Source organism: Cupriavidus gilardii (assembly GCF_013314895.1).
GTDB classification, from domain to species: domain Bacteria; phylum Pseudomonadota; class Gammaproteobacteria; order Burkholderiales; family Burkholderiaceae; genus Cupriavidus; species Cupriavidus gilardii_C.
Genome location: NZ_JABTYE010000005.1, coordinates 1 through 18,893 on the forward strand (window position 1 = coordinate 1; position 18,893 = coordinate 18,893).

General features: G+C 68.2%; 13 protein-coding genes and 2 tRNA genes. 9 read left to right on the forward strand and 6 right to left on the reverse strand.

The genetic code is table 11. The features are described 5' to 3' along the window. Together HTY53_RS06175 and HTY53_RS06180 are read right to left on the reverse strand one after the other, a co-directional pair. Positions 1-3,623, reverse strand: a 3,623-nt coding sequence (locus HTY53_RS06175) for a hydantoinase B/oxoprolinase family protein (RefSeq protein WP_174105599.1), incomplete at its 3' end; no start/stop codon positions are given. A gap of 142 nt (positions 3,624-3,765) precedes the next feature. After that, positions 3,766-4,413 carry a winged helix DNA-binding protein gene (locus tag HTY53_RS06180; RefSeq protein ID WP_174105600.1) on the reverse strand — a complete coding sequence of 216 codons (648 nt, stop codon included), beginning with the start codon at positions 4,411-4,413 and terminating at the stop codon, positions 3,766-3,768. 361 nt (positions 4,414-4,774) lie between these two features. On the opposite strand from HTY53_RS06180, the gene HTY53_RS06185 reads away from it, so the two are divergent. The 8 genes from HTY53_RS06185 to pgi all read left to right on the forward strand — a co-directional run bounded on the left by HTY53_RS06185 (position 4,775) and on the right by pgi (position 14,909). Then, positions 4,775-6,145: an amidase gene (locus HTY53_RS06185; protein WP_438820929.1), complete on the forward strand. Its 1,371-nt coding sequence runs from the start codon at positions 4,775-4,777 to the stop codon at positions 6,143-6,145. Positions 6,146-6,294: 149 nt separating this feature from the next. Beyond that, on the forward strand, positions 6,295-7,284 hold the full coding sequence (locus HTY53_RS06190) for a TRAP transporter substrate-binding protein (protein WP_149318946.1): 990 nt from the start codon (positions 6,295-6,297) through the stop codon (positions 7,282-7,284). Positions 7,285-7,414: 130 nt separating this feature from the next. Next, positions 7,415-7,927: a TRAP transporter small permease gene (locus HTY53_RS06195; protein WP_174105601.1), complete on the forward strand. Its 513-nt coding sequence runs from the start codon at positions 7,415-7,417 to the stop codon at positions 7,925-7,927. A 54-nt stretch (positions 7,928-7,981) separates the two neighbouring features. Continuing rightward, positions 7,982-9,280: a TRAP transporter large permease gene (locus tag HTY53_RS06200; protein WP_174105602.1), complete on the forward strand. Its 1,299-nt coding sequence runs from the start codon at positions 7,982-7,984 to the stop codon at positions 9,278-9,280. A 5-nt stretch (positions 9,281-9,285) separates the two neighbouring features. Then, entirely contained in the window at positions 9,286-10,560 is a 1,275-nt protein-coding gene (locus HTY53_RS06205; protein ID WP_174105603.1) for a D-amino acid dehydrogenase, read from the forward strand. Between the two features lie 33 nt (positions 10,561-10,593). Next, a complete protein-coding gene (locus HTY53_RS06210; RefSeq protein WP_174105604.1) occupies positions 10,594-12,219 on the forward strand; it encodes an NAD(P)H-hydrate dehydratase in 1,626 nt (541 codons plus the stop codon). Then, positions 12,216-13,160: a DMT family transporter gene (locus HTY53_RS06215; protein WP_174105605.1), complete on the forward strand. Its 945-nt coding sequence runs from the start codon at positions 12,216-12,218 to the stop codon at positions 13,158-13,160. Before HTY53_RS06210 ends, HTY53_RS06215 begins: the two co-directional genes overlap by 4 nt. 81 nt (positions 13,161-13,241) lie before the next feature. After that, positions 13,242-14,909, forward strand: coding sequence for a glucose-6-phosphate isomerase (gene pgi / locus HTY53_RS06220; protein ID WP_174105606.1), 1,668 nt, complete (start codon positions 13,242-13,244; stop codon positions 14,907-14,909). Between the two features lie 37 nt (positions 14,910-14,946). On the opposite strand, the gene HTY53_RS06225 is transcribed toward pgi, so the two are convergent. Continuing rightward, positions 14,947-15,645, reverse strand: coding sequence for an ABC transporter ATP-binding protein (locus HTY53_RS06225; protein WP_174105607.1), 699 nt, complete (start codon positions 15,643-15,645; stop codon positions 14,947-14,949). On the opposite strand from HTY53_RS06225, the gene HTY53_RS06230 reads away from it, so the two are divergent. After that, a complete protein-coding gene (locus tag HTY53_RS06230) occupies positions 15,644-16,351 on the forward strand; it encodes an arylesterase (protein WP_438820930.1) in 708 nt (235 codons plus the stop codon). The genes HTY53_RS06225 and HTY53_RS06230 overlap by 2 nt on opposite strands. Before the next feature lie 114 nt (positions 16,352-16,465). Here HTY53_RS06230 and HTY53_RS06235 read toward each other — a convergent pair whose 3' ends face one another. The 3 genes from HTY53_RS06235 to HTY53_RS06245 all read right to left on the reverse strand — a co-directional run bounded on the left by HTY53_RS06235 (position 16,466) and on the right by HTY53_RS06245 (position 18,824). Beyond that, a complete protein-coding gene (locus HTY53_RS06235) occupies positions 16,466-18,400 on the reverse strand; it encodes a SurA N-terminal domain-containing protein (RefSeq protein WP_174105608.1) in 1,935 nt (644 codons plus the stop codon). A 197-nt stretch (positions 18,401-18,597) separates the two neighbouring features. Further along, positions 18,598-18,674, reverse strand: a tRNA-Asp gene (locus tag HTY53_RS06240). Between the two features lie 74 nt (positions 18,675-18,748). Then, positions 18,749-18,824: transfer RNA gene (locus HTY53_RS06245), tRNA-Val, on the reverse strand. Positions 18,825-18,893 lie beyond the last annotated feature (69 nt).

Genomic DNA, 18,893 nt, shown 5'->3' on the forward strand with positions numbered 1-18,893 from the left:
CCACCCCCGGGCGTCTCGATCACGAACACATCCCCCACCTCCATCTCGGTCCGCGCCACGTGCGGCAGCGTCTCCTCGCTGCCATCGGCGCGGATCACGCGGTTGCGGCCCGTCGCGCCCGGCTCGCCGCCCGCCATGCCGAACGGTGCATGGACCCGGTTGTTCGACAGGATCGATGCCGTCATCGGCTCGAGAAAACGCACCTTGCGCACGCCGCCGTTGCCGCCGTGCCAGCGCCCCGCTCCGCCGGATCCCTGGCGGATCTCGTAGCTGTCCAGCCGCACCGGGAAGCGCCATTCGAGCACCTCGGGATCGGTCAGCCGGGAGTTGGTCATATGGGTCTGCACCACATCGCAGCCATCGAAGCCATTGCCGGCGCCGCTGCCGCCCGAAATCGTCTCGTAGTACTGGTAGCGCGCGTTGCCGAAGGTGAAATTGTTCATCGTGCCCTGGCTGGCGGCGACCACGCCGAGCGCGCCGTACAGCGCGTTGGTGATGCACGACGACGTCTCGACATTGCCCGACACCACCGAGGCCGGATAGCGCGGATTGAGCATCGAACCTTCGGGGATCACCACATGCAGCGGCTTGAGGCAGCCGGCGTTCAGCGGGATGTCCTGATCGACCAGCGTGCGGAACACGTACAGCACGGCCGCCATGCACACCGCCCGCGGGGCATTGAAGTTGTTCGGCAACTGATCCGAGGTGCCGGTGAAATCGACGGTCGCTTCCCTGCGCTCCCGATCGACCGTGACCCGCACGCGGATCTGCGCGCCGTTGTCGAGCGGATAGGTGTAGCTGCCATCCTTGAGCGCCGTGATCACGCGCCGCACCGCCTCCTCGGCGTTGTCCTGCACATGGCCCATGTACGCGCGCACCACCGGCAGGCCGAAGTGCGCGACCATCTTGCGCAATTCTTCGACGCCTTTGGCATTGGCAGCCACCTGGGCACGCAGATCCGCCATGTTCTGGTCGACGTTGCGCGCCGGATACCGCGCGCCGGCCAGCAGAGCGCGCATGCCGGCATCGTCGAGCACGCCGCCATCGACCAGCAGGAAGTTGTCGATCAGCACGCCCTCCTCTTCGACCACGGTCGAGTCCGGCGGCATCGAGCCCGGTGTGATGCCGCCGATATCGGCATGGTGGCCGCGCGAGCCGACGTAGAACAGCACCTCCTTGCCATCGGCATCGAACACCGGCGTGATCACCGTGACGTCGGGCAGATGGGTGCCGCCGTTGTACGGGTCGTTCAGCACATAGACGTCGCCGTCCTTCATCCGGCCGGCATTACGCGCGATCACGGTCTTGATGCTCTCGCCCATCGAGCCCAGATGCACCGGCATATGGGGCGCATTGGCGATCAGATTGCCCTGCGCATCGAAGATCGCGCAGGAGAAGTCGAGCCGCTCCTTGATGTTGACCGAGTAGGCGGTGTTCTGCAGCCGCAGGCCCATCTGTTCGGCGATCGACATGAACAGGTTGTTGAAGACTTCCAGCATCACCGGATCGGCCTCGGTGCCAAGCGCGCGCCGGAGCGGGCGCGGCACCGCGCGCGTCAGCACCAGATGGTCGCGTTCGGTCAGCAGCGCCTGCCAGCCCGGTTCGACCACGGTGGTGGCGTTCTGCTCGGCGATGATCGCCGGGCCGGCGAGGCGGTCGCCGGGACGCAGCGCGTCGCGCCGGTACAGGCCGGTGTCGTGCCAGGCGCCGCCGCTGAACATGCGCACCGTCTCGGCGGGCTGCGGCGGACCTTCGCGCGGCGCCAGGGCCGGCGGACGCTCCTGCGGCGCCTGTGCGACGCCGACCGCCTCCACCGAGACCGCTTCGACGATCAGCCCCTTGTCGGGCATCAGGAAGGCGTAGCGCTGCCGGTAGGCGGCCTCGAAGCCGGCGCGCATCGCGGCAGCGTCGTCGAACGGCACCACCAGCGCGGAATCGGTGCCCTCGTAGCGCAGATGGACGCGGCGCAGCACCTCGATGCGGCCCGCATCCTCGCCCTGCTCCAGCAGCTCGTCGCGCGCCTGCTGCGCGAGCGCGTCGAGGCGCTGCGCCAGCATCGGCACCGCGGCCTCGTCCAGCTTCGCTTCGATCGACAGCTCGCGCATCGCCGTGCGGTCGGCCAGGCCCATGCCGTACGCCGACAGCACGCCGGCCAGCGGATGGACGAATACGGTCTGCATGCCAAGCGCATCGGCCACCAGGCAGGCATGCTGGCCGCCGGCGCCGCCGAAGGTGGTCAGCGTGTAGCCGGTCACGTCGTGGCCGCGCTGCACGGAAATCTGCTTGATCGCATTGGCCATGTTGCCGACCGCGATCTCGATGAAGCCCTCGGCGACCTGCTCGGGCGTGCGGCGGTCCCCGGTCTGTTCGGCGATTTGCGCGGCCAGGTCCTCGAAGCGCGCGACCACGGCATCGCGATCGAGCGGTGCATCGGCGCGCGGACCGAACACTGCCGGAAAATGCGCCGGCTGGATCTTGCCGAGCATCACGTTGCAGTCGGTCACCGCCAGCGGGCCGCCGCGCCGATAGCTGGCCGGCCCCGGATTCGCGCCGGCCGAGTCCGGCCCAACGCGATAGCGGCTGCCGTCGAAATGCAGCACCGAGCCGCCGCCCGCGGCCACCGTATGGATGCTCATCATCGGCGCGCGCATGCGCACGCCGGCGACGCTGGTCTCGAACACGCGCTCGAAGTCGTTCGGGTGCTTGCCGCTGAAATGCGACACGTCGGTCGACGTGCCGCCCATGTCGAAGCCGATGATGCGATCGAAGCCGGCGCGCTGCGAGGCGCGCACCATGCCGACGATGCCGCCGGCCGGGCCGGACAGGATCGCGTCCTTGCCCTGGAAGCGATGCGCGTCGGTCAGGCCGCCGCTGCTCTGCATGAACTGCAGGTTCACGCCGGGCATCTCGCGCTCGATCTGCTCGACATAGCGGCGCAGGATCGGCGACAGATAGGCGTCGACCACCGTGGTGTCGCCGCGCGGCACCAGCTTCATCAGCGGCGACACCTCGTGCGACACCGACACCTGCGCGAAGCCGAGCTCCCGCGCGATGCGGGCCGCGCGTGCCTCGTGATCCGAATAGCGGTAGCCGTGCATCAGCACGATCGCCACCGCGCGAATGCCGTCGGCCAGCACGCGCGTCATCTGTTCGCGCAACGCCGCCTCGTCCAGCGGCAGCACCACGTCGCCATGCGCGCCGATCCGTTCGTCGACCTCGACCACCTCGCGATACAGCAGTTCGGGCAGCAAGATGTTCAGGTCGAACAGCCGCGGCCGGTTCTGGTAGGCGATCCGCAGCGCGTCGCGATAGCCGCGCGTGATGAACAGCGCAGTGGGCTCGCCCTTGCGCTCGAGCAGTGCGTTGGTCGCTACCGTGGTGCCCATCTTCACCGCGGATACCAGGCGCGGCGTGATCGGCTCGCCCGCGGCGAGTCCCAGCAGATGGCGGATGCCGGCGACCGCCGCATCGGCGTATTGCTCGGGGTTCTCCGACAGCAGCTTGTGCGTGACCACGGTGCCGTCCGGGCGCAGGCCGACGATATCGGTGAAGGTGCCACCGCGATCGATCCAGAACTGCCAGCGCGGATCGGAGGGGACGGCTTGCGATTTGGAGAACGACACGGAATACCTCGTGATTGGACGATTGATCGGGCGATTGATCGGACGATTGATCGGAAGATTGGGACCGGACGATTGATTGGACGAACGAGCGAAGGAAAGAAGCCGACAAATCGACCCCGCGAACACCGGGGCGAAGCTGGTGCTACAGCGACGTCGCGGAGCGCGCCGCCTGTTCGTACAGCCCGGTCAGCACGCGCAACAGCCGGGCCAGTTCGCCGATCTCGGCATTCTCGGCGCTGCCGGGGGTCATATTGCTGGTCAGGCATTGCTCGCGGATTTCACGGTACCGCGCGCATGCCTCGGTGCCGGCCGCGGTGGTGCTGTACGTCGCCTCCTTGCCCACGCGCACGCCTGCAACCAGGCCCATGCCCTGCAGCTTCTTCAGCGAGTAGGTGACCAGATGGGTGTCTTCGACGTTCAGCACGAAGCAGATGTCGGCCAGCCGCTTGGCCCGGCCGCGGTGATTGACGTGATGGAGCACCAGCACGTCGAGGAAGGTCAGATCACGTACGCCGGCCGCGCCCATGCAGCGCACCACCCAGCGGCTATAGGCGTTGTAGGCAGTGTTCAGGCCGAACTCGAATTCGGACAGCTCGGGACTGCGCGAAGACACCAGATGCGCGGAAGACACGATGCCGGCGCCCGCAGCGCGGGAAGCAGCAACGTCGGCAGCAACGTCGGCAACAACGTCGGCAACAACGTTGGCTGCAGCAACGCCGACAGCCGCGACGTTGGCGGACGCGATATCGGGAGGGGCAACTTCGTCGCGGCGGCTCGGTTTTCGGGCCATGGACAGCACTCCTGCAGAAGAACAGCGGAGAACGAACGGCATCGCGCGTCGCGCAGCGATCAACGGGCGCCGTGTAGGTGATTTCCCGGGGGCCGCGACTGAAATTTCAGCTTGACAGTTTATCGACAAATTATGAGCATGAGTACCCGGTAACGATGGGGATTGCGCGGCACTGCAATGACCGCTTCGGTGGCAATTCGCGCACGAATCCTGGGCATCGGACCAATCGCGCACGGTCCGCGCACGGTCCGCGCACTGTCGCGGGGCAAGCGGCAACGAGTCCGGGCCCGATGCACATCCCCGTTCCGACTTCGACCACCGCCCGAGCCCTCCGCCGAGCCCACGCACCACCGCTTACCCGATGACGATGCCTGCCGCGCTGCTTCCCGATATCGATACGCTGAACCGCCTGGCCCGCGAAGGCCGGCTCTCCCGCACGGCACTGTTGCAGCAGGCGCAGGCGCGCGCGAACGAGCCCGCGGCGCAGGCGGTGTTCCTGCAGACCAGTTTCGACACCGCCGCCAGCGCGGCGCAGGCGGCCGATGCCGCGGCGCTGGCCGGCAAGCCGCTGCATCCGCTGGCCGGGCTGCCGGTATCGATCAAGGACCTGTTCGATATCGGCGGCGATATCACCCGCGCCGCCTCGACGGTACGTGCCGATGCCGCACCGGCGCTCGAAGATGCGCCCGTCGTGGCGCGGCTGCGCTCGGCGGGCGCGGCACTGGTCGGCCGCACCAACATGACGGAGTTCGCCTTCTCGGGCGTCGGCATCAATCCGCACTACGGCGCGCCGGTCAATCCGCACGACACCGCGGTGGCGCGCATCTGCGGCGGCTCGTCCTCGGGCGCCGCGGCCTCCGTGGCCCTTGGCCTCGCGGTGGCGGCGCTGGGCAGCGATACCGGCGGATCGATCCGCATCCCGGCCGCACTGTGCGGGCTGACCGGCTTCAAGCCGACCGCGCGGCGCGTGCCGCTGACCGGCGCCTTTCCGCTGTCGTTCTCGCTCGATACCGCCTGCGCGATGGCACGCACGGTGGCCGACTGCGTGCTGGTCGATGGCGTGATCGCCGATCAGGCACTGGTCCCGGTGCGCAAGGCCGCCGGCGCGCTGCGGCTGGCGGTACCGCGCCAGCTGCTGCTCGACGATCTCGACCAGACCGTGTCGCGCGCCTTCGATCGCGCGTTGGGACGACTGTCCGCCGCCGGCGTGCAGATCGAACATGTGGATCTGCCCGAGCTGCTGGAGCTGTCGGCGCTGAACGCGCAGGGCGGGCTGACCGCGGCCGAAGCCTATGCGATCCACCGTGGCACGCTGTCCACGCGGCGCGCACTGTACGACCCGCGCGTGGCCGCGCGCATCGATCGCGGCGCCGCGATCGGCGCGGCCGACTATGTCGATCTGGTGCGTGCTCGCGCCGCATGGAGCGAGCGCGTGATGGCGCGCCTGGCCGGCTACGACGCGCTCGCCTGTCCCACCGTGCCGGTGGTGGCGCCGCCGATCGCGCCGCTGATCGCCGACGACGCACTGTTTACGCGCACCAACGCGCTGCTGTTGCGCAATCCCTCGACGATCAACTTCCTCGACGGCTGCGCGATCTCGCTGCCGTGCCACCAGCCCGACGAACTGCCGGTCGGCCTCATGCTGGCGCACGGCCCGATGCGCGACGCGCCGCTGCTGGGCACGGCGCTTGCATTGGAGGCCGTGCTGGCGCCCGCGCCGCTGCAGGGCTGAGGCCACGTCGGACGACAGCGCGAACGACGGCGCGAACGACGCGCGACAACCTAGTGGACGACCCAGTGGACGAGCCCCCGCTGGCGGCGCAAGATCCACGCACGCGCACACACCAACGACGCGGTAACGACACAACCAGGAGAGAAATGATGCAGCGCAAGGGATTGCTGAAGTCGATGTCTGCGTGCGGGCTGCTCGCCTGCGCCTTCGCGATGGCGCCGCTGGCGCAGGCCCAGGTCAAGTGGGATCTGCCGACCGGCTATCCGGCCAACAACCCGCACACGGTCAATCTGGATCAGTTCGCCAAGGAGGTCAGCGCGGCCACGCAGGGCAAGCTGGCCATCACGCTGCATCCGAACGGCTCTCTGTTCAAGGCCAACGAAATCAAGCGCGCGGTGCAGAGCAACCAGGCCCAGGCGGGCGAGGTGCTGATGTCGCTGCTGGAGAACGAGAATGCGCTGTTCGGCGTCGACGCCGTGCCCTTCCTCGCCACCGGCTTCGATGCCTCGTACAAGCTGTGGCAGGCGCAGCGGCCCGTGATCGACCGCCTGCTGGACCGTCAGGGCATCAAGCTGCTGTACGCGGTCGCGTGGCCGCCGCAGGGCATCTACGCCAAGAAGGAGATCCGCTCGGGCGCCGACATGAAGGGCCTGAAGTGGCGCGCCTACAATCCGGCCACCACGCGCATCGCGCAGGCGGTCGGCGCGCAGCCGATGACGATTCAGGCCGCCGAGCTTTCGCAGGCGCTGGCCACCGGCGTGGTCGACAGCTTCATGTCCTCGGGCGCGACCGGCGTCGACAGCAAGGTGTGGGAGAGCCTGTCGCACTTCCATACGGTCGATGCCTGGCTGCCGAAGAACATGGTGATCGTCAACAAGCGCGAGTTCGACAAGCTCGACAAGCCGTCGCAGGAGGCGCTGCTGAAGGCCGCCCAGGCTGCCGAGACGCGCGGCTGGCAGCGGATGCGCGAATACACGCAGCAATCGCTCGACACTTTGGCGAAGAACAAGATGACCATCGTCAAGCCCACGCCGCAGCTGCAGGCGGACATGAAGAAGATCGGCGACGAACTGCTGGCCGAATGGGAAAAGAAGGCCGGGCCCGAGGGCAAGGAAATCATCGCGGCGTATCGCAAGTAAGGTGCGGGCCGGCGTGCCGAAGACTGTCCTCGTCGTTCCCGCAGAAGCGGGGACGACGGCGGCTTCGCGCCAAACGGCCACGTAGCGACATCGTGTCCCGCTCCCCCTCCCCTGGCCTTCCGGACGCATCATGACTTCCCGCTTTCAGTGGTTCTACCAGGCGCTTGGCGCGCTGGCGGCCGTCTTCATCTGCCTGACGCTGCTGGTCGAACTGGCCATCATCGTCGGACGCTTCGCCAATTTCCAGATCGACGGCGGCGACGCCTATGCCGGCTATTTCATGGCCGCGGGGTCGTTTCTTGCGCTCGCCGCGACACTGCGCCAGGGTGACCATATCCGCGTCACGCTGATCCTGCAGCGCCTGCACGGCAAGCCGCGCGTATGGGCGGAGATGTTCTGTCTGGCAGTCGCCACGCTGCTGACCGCGTACTTCACCTACTACGCGGGCAAGCTCGCGTACGACTCGTTCATCTATCACGACATCTCGCAGAACACCGACGCCACGCCGCTGTGGATTCCACAGCTGTCGATGGCGGTGGGCCTGTTCGGCCTGTTCGTCGCGTTTGCCGAAGAGTTCGTCTACGTGCTGCGCACGCGCCGGCTGCCGCGCGAGGAAAGCGGCGAAATGGCGCGCACCGAATAACGGCGACGTCCCGGGACGTACCGCCTGGACGGCCCCCCACAGGAACGCAACAACATGGATCTCTGGATCACCTTCTTCCTGATCGTCGCCATCTTCGCCGTGCTCGGCGCCGGCGTCTGGATCGGCATCGCGATTCTCGGCGTCGCCTGGTTTGCGATGGAGCTGTTCACCAACAAGGTCGGCGGCGAATCGATGGCGCTGACGGTCTGGGGCTCGCTGTCGAGCTGGACGCTGACGGCGCTGCCGCTGTTCATCTGGATGGGCGAGATCCTGCTCAAGACGCGGCTGTCCGAAGGCATGTTCCGCGGGCTGGCGCCGTGGCTGCAGCGCCTGCCCGGGCGGCTGCTGCATGTGAACGTGATCGGCTGCACGATCTTTGCCGCGGTGTCGGGCTCGAGCGCCGCGACCTGCGCGACCATCGGCAAGATCTCGCTGCCGGAACTGGCCAAACGCGGCTATCCCGAGTCGATGGCGATCGGCTCGCTGGCGGGCGCCGGCACGCTGGGTCTGTTGATTCCGCCGTCGATCATCATGATCGTCTATGGCGTCACGGCCGACGTGTCGATCGGCAAGCTCTTCATCGGCGGCGTGCTGCCGGGGCTGCTGCTGGCGCTGCTGTTCATGGGCTATGTCGCGGTCTGGGGCTGGCGCCATCGCGATGCGATCCCGGTGCCGGAGCATCGGCTCGATCTGCATGCCAAGCTGGCGGAATCGCGCCATCTGATTCCGGTGGTGTTGCTGATTGGCGCGGTACTGGGCTCGATCTACGCCGGCATCGCAACCGCCACCGAGGCTGCGGCGCTCGGCGTGGTGGGCGCGCTGCTGCTGGCGCTGGCCCAGCGCACGCTGACCTGGCCGACCTTCCGCGATTCGCTGATGGCCGCCACGCGGATGTACTGCATGATCGCGCTGATCCTGGCGGGCTCGTCGTTCCTGACGCTGGCGATGGGCTTCATCGGCCTGCCCCGCCATCTGGCCGAATGGATCGTCGGCCTGAACCTGACGCCGTTCCTGCTGATCGTCGCGCTGATGGTGTTCTTCATCATCCTCGGCTGCTTCCTCGACGGCATCTCGATGGTGGTGCTGACGATGTCGGTGCTGCTGCCGACCATTCAGGCGGTCGGCATCGACCTGCTGTGGTTCGGCATCTTCGTCGTGCTGGTGGTCGAGATGGCGCAGATCACGCCGCCGGTCGGCTTCAACCTGTTCGTGCTGCAGGGGATGACCCGGCGCAATATCAGCTATATCGCCTGGGCTGCCTTCCCCTTCTTCGTGCTGATGGTGGTGGCGGTGCTGCTGATCTGGACCTTCCCCGGGTTGGTCACCTATCTGCCCGCGCAGATGAAGATGTAGATGCCATGCACGCCATCGTGATCGGTGCCGGCGTGATCGGCGTCTGCTCCGCCTGGTATCTGCGCGAGGCCGGTTTCGAGGTCACCGTGCTGGACCGGCGGGCCTCGCCCGCGCAGGAAACCAGCTTCGGCAATGCGGGCGTGATCGCGCCTGGCTACGTGACACCGTGGGCCGCGCCGGGGATGCCGGCAAAGGTGCTGCGCACCCTTTTCGCCAGCACCTCGCCGGTGGTGTTCCGGCCCAGCGCCGACCCCGCGATGTGGCGCTGGATCGCGCGCTGGCTCGGCGAATGCCGGCTCGAACGCTATCGCATCAACAAGCTGCGCATGCAGCGGCTGGCCTTCTACAGCCGCACGTGTCTGCATCAGCTGCGCGACCAGCTGCAGATCGACTACGAGCAGTCGCAAGGCTATCTCCAGCTGTTCCGCGGCGAACACGATCTCGACATGGCGCAGCCCGCGCTGGCGCTGCTGCGCGAGAACGCGGTACCGCATCGGCTGATCGACGCCGCCGAATGCCGCCGCCTCGAGCCCGGTCTCGCCCCGGACACGGCGCTGGCCGGCGGGCTGCATCTGCCCGAGGACGAATCGGGCAATTGCCCGATGTTCACGCGCCGGCTGCGCCAGTTTGCGGAGGCCGCCGGCGTGCGGTTTCTGATGGACACCACGGTTCATGGCATCAACGCCCCGCGCGATGGCCTGCTTTCGGTGTCCATGCGGCGCCAGGGCGGAGACTCGACCCTGCATGCGCAGCGCGTGGTCGTCGCGGCCGGCGTCGCCAGCGCCGCGCTGCTGCGCCCGCTGGGCCTGCGCGTGCCGCTCTATCCGGTCAAGGGCTATGCGGCGACGGTGCCGGTGCGCGATGCCCTGCAGGCACCGCTGGCCGCGCTGATGGACGAGTCGTACAAGGTCGCGATCACCCGCATGGGCAATCGCATCCGGCTGGCCGGCACCGCCGAGCTCGGTTCGCGCAAGCTGGACCTGCGCCAGGCAGCGGTGCGCACGCTGCTGAAGGTCGGACGCGACTGGTTCCCGGGCGCGGCCAACTACGGCGAAGCGTCGCTGTGGACCGGTGCCCGGCCCATGCTGCCCGACGGCCCGCCGCTGATCGGCGCCACTGCCGTGCCGGGGCTGTTCCTCAATCTCGGACATGGCTCGTCCGGCTGGGCGATGGCCTGCGGTTCCGCCAAGCTGCTTGCCGCGCAGGTCGCCGATGCCCAGCCCGATATCGATATGGAAGGCCTGACGCCAGACCGCTACGGCCTGGGTCCGCGGCAATGAGCCAGTGGCCGGCGGCGCTGCGATAATGCGCCGATGACGCCCTTCTCCTCGCCCGCCGCTTCCGGGACGACCTCGGACACATCGGTTACCGCGGACTGGCTGCGCTTCGATCCGGCCAGCGCCACGTCGATCCCGTTGTTCGACAGCGCCGCGATCCGCCGGCTCGAACAGGCCGCCTACGCCAGGCTGTCGCCGTTCACGCTGATGGCCCGCGCCGGTGCCGCCGCTGCCGCGTGGCTGACCGCCCATGCACCGGCAGGACCGCTGCTGTTGCTGGCCGGGCCCGGCAATAACGGTGGCGACGCGCTGGTCGCGGCGACGTGTCTGCATCGGGCGGGCCGCGACGTACAGGCATGGCTGCTGGCCGACCCTTCCCGCTTGCCCGCCGACGCCGCACGCGCGTGGAAAGAGGCGAGCGACGCCGGCGTGCCGCTGCAGGTGGTGGTGCCCGACCCCGCGTCGCCGCAGACCGCGCCGCCCTGGCCCACAACGGCACCGCGCTTTACCGCGGTAGTCGACGGCCTGCTGGGTATCGGCCTGAACCGTCCCGCGAGCGGCGCGCTGGCCGAATGGATCGATCGCCTGCGTGGGCTCGCCGAGCAGGGCGTGCCGGTGTTCGCGCTGGATATACCGAGCGGCCTGTCGGGCGATACCGGCGCCGGTGCACCGGCGGTACGCGCGACGCGGACGCTGACGTTTATCGCGGCCAAGCCGGGACTGCTGACGCGCGACGGGCGCGACTGCGCCGGCGAAGTCGATATCGCACCGCTGGGCCTGGACTATCCCCCGCAAGTGCCGCCAGAAACGGTGGCGGCGTGGGCCAATACGCCCGCCCGCTTCGCCACAGCACTGCCCGGCCGGCGGCATGCCAGCCATAAAGGCAGCTTCGGCACGCTGGCGGTGATCGGCGGCAGTATCGGCATGGTTGGCGCGCCGCTGCTCGGCGCGCGTGCCGCGCTGCATCTTGGCGCCGGGCGCGTGCATATCGGCTTTCTGGCCGATCCGGCACCGCCGTTCGATCCCGTGCATCCGGAGCTGATGCTGCATCCGGTCGACCGGCTGCAACCGGCCGAGATGTCGGCGTTGGTGGTCGGCCCTGGCATGGGCACCGGCGACGATGCCCGCGGATGGCTCGAGACAGCGCTGCGGGCTGGCGCGCCCACGGTGCTGGATGCCGACGCGCTGAACCTGCTGGCTACCAATGCAGCCCTGGCGGCGATCGCCAGGGCCGGCACCGCGCCACGCGTGCTGACCCCGCATCCGCTCGAAGCGGCGCGGCTGATGGGCGGCACCGTGGCGGAGATCCAGCGCGATCGCCTGGCCGCCGCGCGCGCGCTCGCGGCGCAATGGCAGGCGGTGGTCGTGCTCAAGGGCTCGGGCACCGTGATCGCCGCCCCTGGCGAGCACGCGGTCACGATCAATCCGACCGGGAATGCGGGCCTGGCCACCGCCGGTACCGGCGACGTACTGGCCGGCATGATCGGCGCGCTGTTGGCGCAGGGCATGGCTGCGGAGCCGGCGGCGCTGGCCGCGGTCTGGCTGCATGGCCGGGCCGCCGATCGGCTGGTGGCCAGCGGCGAAGGCCCGGCCGGATTGACCGCCGGCGAACTGCCGCGGGCCGCACGGCACGAGCTCAACCTGCTGAGCGCGTGGCGATGAACGGCGCGATCTCCATGCCGGGCGCGGCGCCGAGCCGCCGGCAACTGTGGACCGGCATCGCGCTGCTGGTGCTGGGCCAATGGATCCTGACGCTGCTCGATGCCACCGGCAAGACACTGACCCAGCAGGGCCTGCCGATCGTCGCGGTGGCGTGGGTCCGCTATGTCGGCCATGTGGTGGCCATCTTCCTTCTGCTCGGTCCCACACGCTTCCGCGCCCAGGTCCGCACGGACCAGCCGCGGCTGCAATGGCTGCGCGGCGGCCTGATGCTGGCCTCGACGCTGGTGTTCTTCTCGGTGCTGAAGCTGATGCCGTTGGCGACGGCCACCGCGCTCAATTTCTGCGCGCCGCTGTTCGTGGTCGCGCTGTCGCCATGGCTGCTCGGCGAACGCCCCGGCCGCCACGCGCGCCTGATCCGCTGGAGCGGCGTGCTGATCGGCTTTGCCGGCATGCTGGTGGTGGTGCGCCCCGGCGGCGAGCTGACGCCGGGCGGCGTGGCGCTGGGCCTTGCCTCGGCGCTGCTGTTCGCGCTGCTGCAAATGCTGACGCGGCGCATGGCCGCCCACGATGCGCCGATGACCACGCTGATCTGGAGCGGCATCACCGGCGCCGTGCTGACCACGCTGCTGGTGCCGTTCTTCTGGTTCACCGCGATGCCGACCCCGCTGCAATGCGCGCTGCTGCTGTCGGCCGGCATCACCGGCTCGCTCGGCCACTACTTCGTGATCCGCGCCTTCCAGTACGCGGACGCATCGTTCCTGAGCCCCTTCCTCTATCTGCAGATCATCTCGGCCACCACGGTCGGCTTCCTCGCTTTCGGCCAGCTGCCCGACTGGACCACGGCGCTGGGCATCGCGGTGATCTGCGCCGGCGGCGTGCTGGTCGCGGGCGGCGAATCGGCATTGCGGCTGGTGGCTCGGAGCCTCGGCGGAACGCGCTGATTGCGGCGTTGTCTGACAGTTTTCGCCGAACGTGCAGGCTATACTCCGCACATCCTGCGTCTTCTCCGCTCGTTTTTCGCAATGCCCACTGACCTTCCCGCCTGGCAACGTCTGCAGCAGCACTACCAAACGCTCCGCGACCAGCGGATGCGCGACTGGTTTGCCGCGCCAGGCGCGAGGGAGCGGGTCGACCGGTTCTCGCTGGAAGCGGCCGGCCTGTTCCTGGATTACTCGAAAAACCGCATCGTGCCGGAGACGATGGACCTGCTGGTCCAGCTCGCCGAAGAGGCCGGCGTCCCCGCGCGCCGCGATGCCATGTTCGCTGGCGAACATATCAATGCGACCGAGGACCGCGCCGCGCTGCATACGGCGCTGCGTGCCGCGCCGGACGCGCCCTTCCAGGTCGACGGCAAGCCGGTGATGCCGGCCGTCCATGATGTGCTGGCCCGCATGCGCGCCTTCTCCGAGCGCGTGCGCAGCGGCCAGTGGAAGGGCCATAGCGGCAAGACCATTACCGACGTGGTGAACCTGGGGATCGGCGGCTCGGACCTTGGCCCGCGCATGGTGTGCCGTGCGCTGGCCCACCTTGCCGGTGATGGCCGCGACGACGGCAGCGACGTTGGTGGCGCGGCATCGGGGCCGCGCGTGCATTTCGTCTCCAACGTCGATGGCACCGAACTGGCCGAGACGCTGGCGCGGCTCGATCCCGAACGCACGCTGGTGATCGTCTGCTCGAAGACCTTCACCACGCTCGAGACGATGGCGAACGCAATCAGCACGCGCCAATGGTTTGTCGAACGCGGCGTGCCGGAGGCCGGATTGGCGTGCCATTTCGTCGCGGTGTCGACCAATCTCGAGGCCGTGCGAGCGTTCGGCATCGATCCGGCCAATATGTTCGAGTTCTGGGACTGGATCGGCGGTCGCTTCTCGCTGTGGTCGTCGGTGGGGCTGTCGATCACGCTGGCGCTCGGTTACGAGGCCTTCGCGGAATTGCTCGCCGGCGGCCGCGAGATGGACGAGCACTTCCGCAGCGCGCCGCTGGACCGCAACATGCCGGTGATCCTCGGCCTGCTGGGAGTCTGGTACCGCAACGTGTTCGGCCTGCCGACCAGCTGCATGGCGCCGTACTCGACCTCGCTGGAACTGTTTCCGGCCTTCCTGCAGCAACTGGAGATGGAGAGCAACGGCAAGTCGGTGCAGCGCGACGGCGCGCCGGTGCGCGTGGACACGTCGCCCGTGGTCTGGGGCACGGCCGGCACCAATGGCCAGCACGCCTATTTCCAGCTGATCCATCAGGGCTCGCAGATCGTGCCGGTCGATTTCGTCGCGCCGCTGTCCGCGCCGCGCACGCTGCCGGGCCATCATGCCAAGCTGCTGGCCAACTGCTTCGCGCAGGCCGAGGCGCTGATGCGCGGACGGACCGAGGACGAACTGCGCGCGGCCGGCATCGTCGAGCCCGAGCGCATCGCCCATATGCGCTTCGAGGGCAATCGGCCGAGCAACATGCTGCTGATCGAGGGCATCACGCCGCGTGCGCTGGGTGCGCTGATTGCACTGTATGAGCACCGCACCTTCGTGATGGGCGCGATCTGGAATATCAACTCGTTCGATCAGTGGGGCGTCGAACTGGGCAAGCTGCTGGCGCGGCCGATCGAAGCGGAGCTCAACGGTGGCGCGGAAGCACCGCACGATCCATCCACCAGCGGGCTGATCGCGCGCGCCAGAAGCGCGCTGGCGCGGGGGGGCTGAGAGTCGGCCGCGGCCGACCTTTCACGTTTTCACGCGTTCAGACCTCGGCGCCCATCCACTCGTCGCTGGCGACCTTCCCCGCCTCGATGGTCAGGATGCGGCCGCAGCGCGCCGCCACCGACCGGTCGTGCGTGACCAGCACCAGCGTCGAGCCGGCGTCGCGATTCAGTTCGAACATCAACGCAATCACGGCCTCACCGGTCGCGGTATCGAGGCTGCCGGTCGGCTCGTCGGCAAACAGGATATCGGGGCGCGTAACGAAGGCGCGGGCCAGCGCGACGCGCTGCTGCTCGCCGCCCGACAGCGTGCGGGGATAGTGCGACAGGCGCGCCCCCAGGCCCACCCGTTCCAGCATCGCCCTGGCCCGCTCCTGCACGCCTTCGGCCTCGCCGCGAAGCTCCAGCGGCAGCATCACGTTCTCGAGCGCGGTCAGATGGCCGACCAGCTGGAACGACTGGAACACGAAGCCGACATGCCTGCCGCGCAGCGCCGCGCGCTGGTCCTCGTCGAGCGCGAACAGGTCGTGGCCATGCAGCGACACGGTGCCGCGGCTGGGCAGATCGAGACCCGCCATCAGACCGAGCAGCGTCGATTTGCCCGAACCCGAGGCGCCGACGATGGCGAGCGTTTCGCCGGGCGTGACGGAAAACGTCACGTCATGCAGAATCGTCAGCGAACCGGTCGCGTCCGTCACGGTCTTTCCCAAGGATTCGACAGCAAGAATGGATGAGGACATGAGCAAGGGTTTCCGGAACGGTTTTTGGCGGGACATCGGTGGGCGCTGGCGTGCCCTGATGCTGGGCGCGCTGCTCGCATTGGCGGCGGTGCCAGCGCTGGCGCAACGCTCGCCCACCATCCTGGTGCTTGGCGACAGCCTGTCGGCGGAATACGGCATCGCGCGCGGCGCAGGATGGGTCAAGTTATTGGAAGACCGCCTGCGCGCGGAGAGGTTCGATTATAGCGTCGTCAATGCGAGCATCAGCGGCGAAACCACGGTCGGCGGCAAGACCCGTCTGCCGGACCTGCTGGCCCGTCATCGGCCCGCGATCGTGGTGGTCGAGCTCGGCGCCAACGACGCGCTGCGCGGCCTGCCGCTGCAGAGTACCGAGGCCAATCTGCGTCAGATCGTCACCAGCGCGAAGGCTGCCAAGGCCAGCGTGCTGCTGATCGGCATGCGCATCCCGCCCAACTACGGGCCCGACTACACCGAGCGCTTTTTCGCGCTGTATCCGAAGCTGGCCAAGGAATATCAGCTGCCGCTGGTGCCCTTCCTGCTCGACAAGGTGGTCACACGGCCGGAATGGTTCCAGGACGATCGCATCCATCCGACCGCGCAGGCCCAGCCAGCGCTGCTCGAAACCGTGTGGCCGCAGCTGGAGCCGCTGCTCAAGCGCCAGCGACGCAGCGCCGAGGAAGGCAAGGCACCGCCACGGCGCGGTTGATGTCAGCATAGTGCCGTTCACCACCACCACCGGCACATGAGAAAGGGGCCCCGCGGGGCCCCTTTCTTTTTCGCTACGAGACCGACCCTGTGCGGCCGGTCTCCTCCATCGCCATCAGCCTGCCGGCTGCGACTCCGCCGGCGCCGCGGGCTTGAGCACCTCGACCTCCGACCGCGCCTTCAGGCTCTCGAAGAACGCTTCCAGCTCGCTCTGGCCGGCCAGTTGCGACAACTGCTGCGCCTCGGCCTGGCGCTGCGCGGCATCGACCTGCGCCGGCTGCGAAACCTTGGCGATGCGATAGATCGCATAGCCCTGCCCGCCCAGATCCACGCCGACCACGGCCGGCAGCTTCGATGCATCGGCACGCATCACCGCCTCGACCGCCTTCGGCGCCAGACCGGCCGGCTGCTGGCGCGATACCGTGACGGCGGCGCCAAAGCCTTCGGCCGAGCCGCTCTGCTTCAGCTTGGCAAGCTGCGCTTCGCCGTCCTTGCGCGCCAGTTCGGCGGCCTGCTCGGCAACATACTGCGCCCGGACCTGGTCGCGCACCGCGTCGAACGGCCGCACCGATGCGGGGCGATACTCGACCACGCGACCGGCGACCAGCGTTTCGGGACCGACCTGGACCGCTTCCGTATTGCGCTTGTTCTTGATCGCATCGTCGCTGAACAGCGCCGCCAGCACCTTCTCGTTGTTCAGCGGATTGTTCGCGCCCAGCGCGGGGTTGGGCGCGCGGGTCACGTTGTCCGCGGTCTGGATCGTCAGCTTGAACTTGTCGGCGGCCGGCTTCAGGCTGTCGGCCTGCTCATAGACGGTATTGCCGAAGGCGTCGGCTTGCTCGGTGAACTGCTTGGCCGCCAGCTGCTTGCGCAGTTCCGCTTCCAGTTCGGGCTTGACGGCCTCGAGCGGACGCGTCTGCGACGGCTTGATCTCCGTCACCTTGATGATGTGATAGCCATAGTCGGTTTCGACCACGTCGCTGAGCTGATTCGGCTGCAGCGCGTACATCGCGTCCTCGAACGGCTTGACCAGTGCGCCGCGGCCCATGAAACCGAGGTCGCCGCCCTTCTCCGCCGAGCCCGGGTCCTGCGACTGCTTGCGCGCGACGTCGGCGAAGGTGTCCGGATGCTTGCGCAGTTCTTCCAGCAGCTTGGTCGCCTTGTCCTTGGCGGCCTGGCGTTCCGCGGCGGGCGCGTCCTTCGAGGCGGCGATCAGGATATGGCTGGCGCGGCGCTGCTCGTCGGTACGGAAGCGCGCGATATTGCTGTCGTAGTAGGACTTGAGCTGCTCGGGCGTGATGCTGATGCCGGCGGCCAGCGCATCGGCCGAGAGCACCAGGTATTCGACCTTGGCCTGCTCGGGCACGCTGAACGCCTGGCGATGCTTGTCGTAGTACGCCTTCAGCGCGGCGTCGTCGGCCGTCACCTTGGCAGCGTAGTCGGTGGCCTTCAGCAGCAGCGGCTGAACTTCACGTTGCTGGTCGCGCGCGGCGATCAGGCGGTCGAGCAGCGACTTCGGCATGAAGGCGGTCGCACCGATCGACTGGCCGAGCTGCTGCGTCGCCAGATCGAAACGCATGCGGGCGTCGAATTGCTCGGGCGTCATGCCCTGCGATGCCAGCAGTTCGAGATAGGCCTTGTCCTCGACCCGTCCGTCCGCCTTCTTCGGCAGCTGCGCGATCGCGGGAATATTGACGATCGCCTCGTACAGCCGCTCGTTCGACACGGTCAGGTGCTCGCGATTGACCTCGTTGGCCACCACGCGCTGCAGGATCAGTTGGTCCAGTACAGCCTTGCGCGCTTCCGGACCCTCGAACTGGCGCGGATCGTAGGCGGCGCCCAGCACCTGACGCATCCGCTCGGACTGCTCGCGCAGCACGTTGTCGACTTCCTGTTGGGTGATGGCACGGCCATCGACCTTGGCGGCGTCGTGCGAGCTGTCCATGAAGCGCGAATAGCTCTCCACGCCAAAGAACACGAACGACGGAAACACCAGCACCAGCAGCAGCAAAAGCATCAGGCGCCGGTTGTTGCGAACGAAATCAAGCATGCTGACTCGGGATCAAGTTGGGACGGAGGTCAAAACTCCGCGATTCTAGCAGGCTGCGCGGAGCCGCCCGCGGGATGTGGCGTGGGCGGCCGTTGCTCGAGGGGCTACAAATGGGCTTGCGAATGGGGCCACAAATGAAAACAGCCGCTTGGAGGCGGCTGATTCGGCCGGCCACCTGGCGGTGCCCGGATGCAATGTGGCGGAGTGGACGGGACTCGAACCCGCGACCCCCGGCGTGACAGGCCGGTATTCTAACCGACTGAACTACCACTCCGATGTCGGTCTCGCTGCCCGGCGATACGGCCCTTCAATGACGCGGCGGCATGGCGATCGGGGCCATCGAGTGAGTGGTGGGTGCTGAGGGGATCGAACCCCCGACCTACGCCTTGTAAGGGCGCCGCTCTACCAGCTGAGCTAAGCACCCGCTCGATGTTGCCGCGATGTTGCCGCCATGTGGCTGCAATGCCGCGAATCAGGCTGTATCGCCGCGCAC

Bases quoted from the DNA above. Each gene is read 5' to 3' on its own strand.
- HTY53_RS06180 (WP_174105600.1), bottom strand. From the start codon at position 4,413: ATGGCCCGAAAACCGAGCCGCCGCGACGAAGTTGCCCCTCCCGATATC.
- pgi (WP_174105606.1), top strand. From the start codon at position 13,242: ATGCCCACTGACCTTCCCGCCTGGCAACGTCTGCAGCAGCACTACCAA.
- HTY53_RS06195 (WP_174105601.1), top strand. From the start codon at position 7,415: ATGACTTCCCGCTTTCAGTGGTTCTACCAGGCGCTTGGCGCGCTGGCG.
- HTY53_RS06190 (WP_149318946.1), top strand. From the start codon at position 6,295: ATGCAGCGCAAGGGATTGCTGAAGTCGATGTCTGCGTGCGGGCTGCTC.
- HTY53_RS06205 (WP_174105603.1), top strand. From the start codon at position 9,286: ATGCACGCCATCGTGATCGGTGCCGGCGTGATCGGCGTCTGCTCCGCC.
- HTY53_RS06230 (WP_438820930.1), top strand. From the start codon at position 15,644: ATGAGCAAGGGTTTCCGGAACGGTTTTTGGCGGGACATCGGTGGGCGC.
- HTY53_RS06225 (WP_174105607.1), bottom strand. From the start codon at position 15,645: ATGTCCTCATCCATTCTTGCTGTCGAATCCTTGGGAAAGACCGTGACG.
- HTY53_RS06200 (WP_174105602.1), top strand. From the start codon at position 7,982: ATGGATCTCTGGATCACCTTCTTCCTGATCGTCGCCATCTTCGCCGTG.
- HTY53_RS06215 (WP_174105605.1), top strand. From the start codon at position 12,216: ATGAACGGCGCGATCTCCATGCCGGGCGCGGCGCCGAGCCGCCGGCAA.
- HTY53_RS06185 (WP_438820929.1), top strand. From the start codon at position 4,775: ATGACGATGCCTGCCGCGCTGCTTCCCGATATCGATACGCTGAACCGC.
- HTY53_RS06235 (WP_174105608.1), bottom strand. From the start codon at position 18,400: ATGCTTGATTTCGTTCGCAACAACCGGCGCCTGATGCTTTTGCTGCTG.
- HTY53_RS06210 (WP_174105604.1), top strand. From the start codon at position 10,594: ATGACGCCCTTCTCCTCGCCCGCCGCTTCCGGGACGACCTCGGACACA.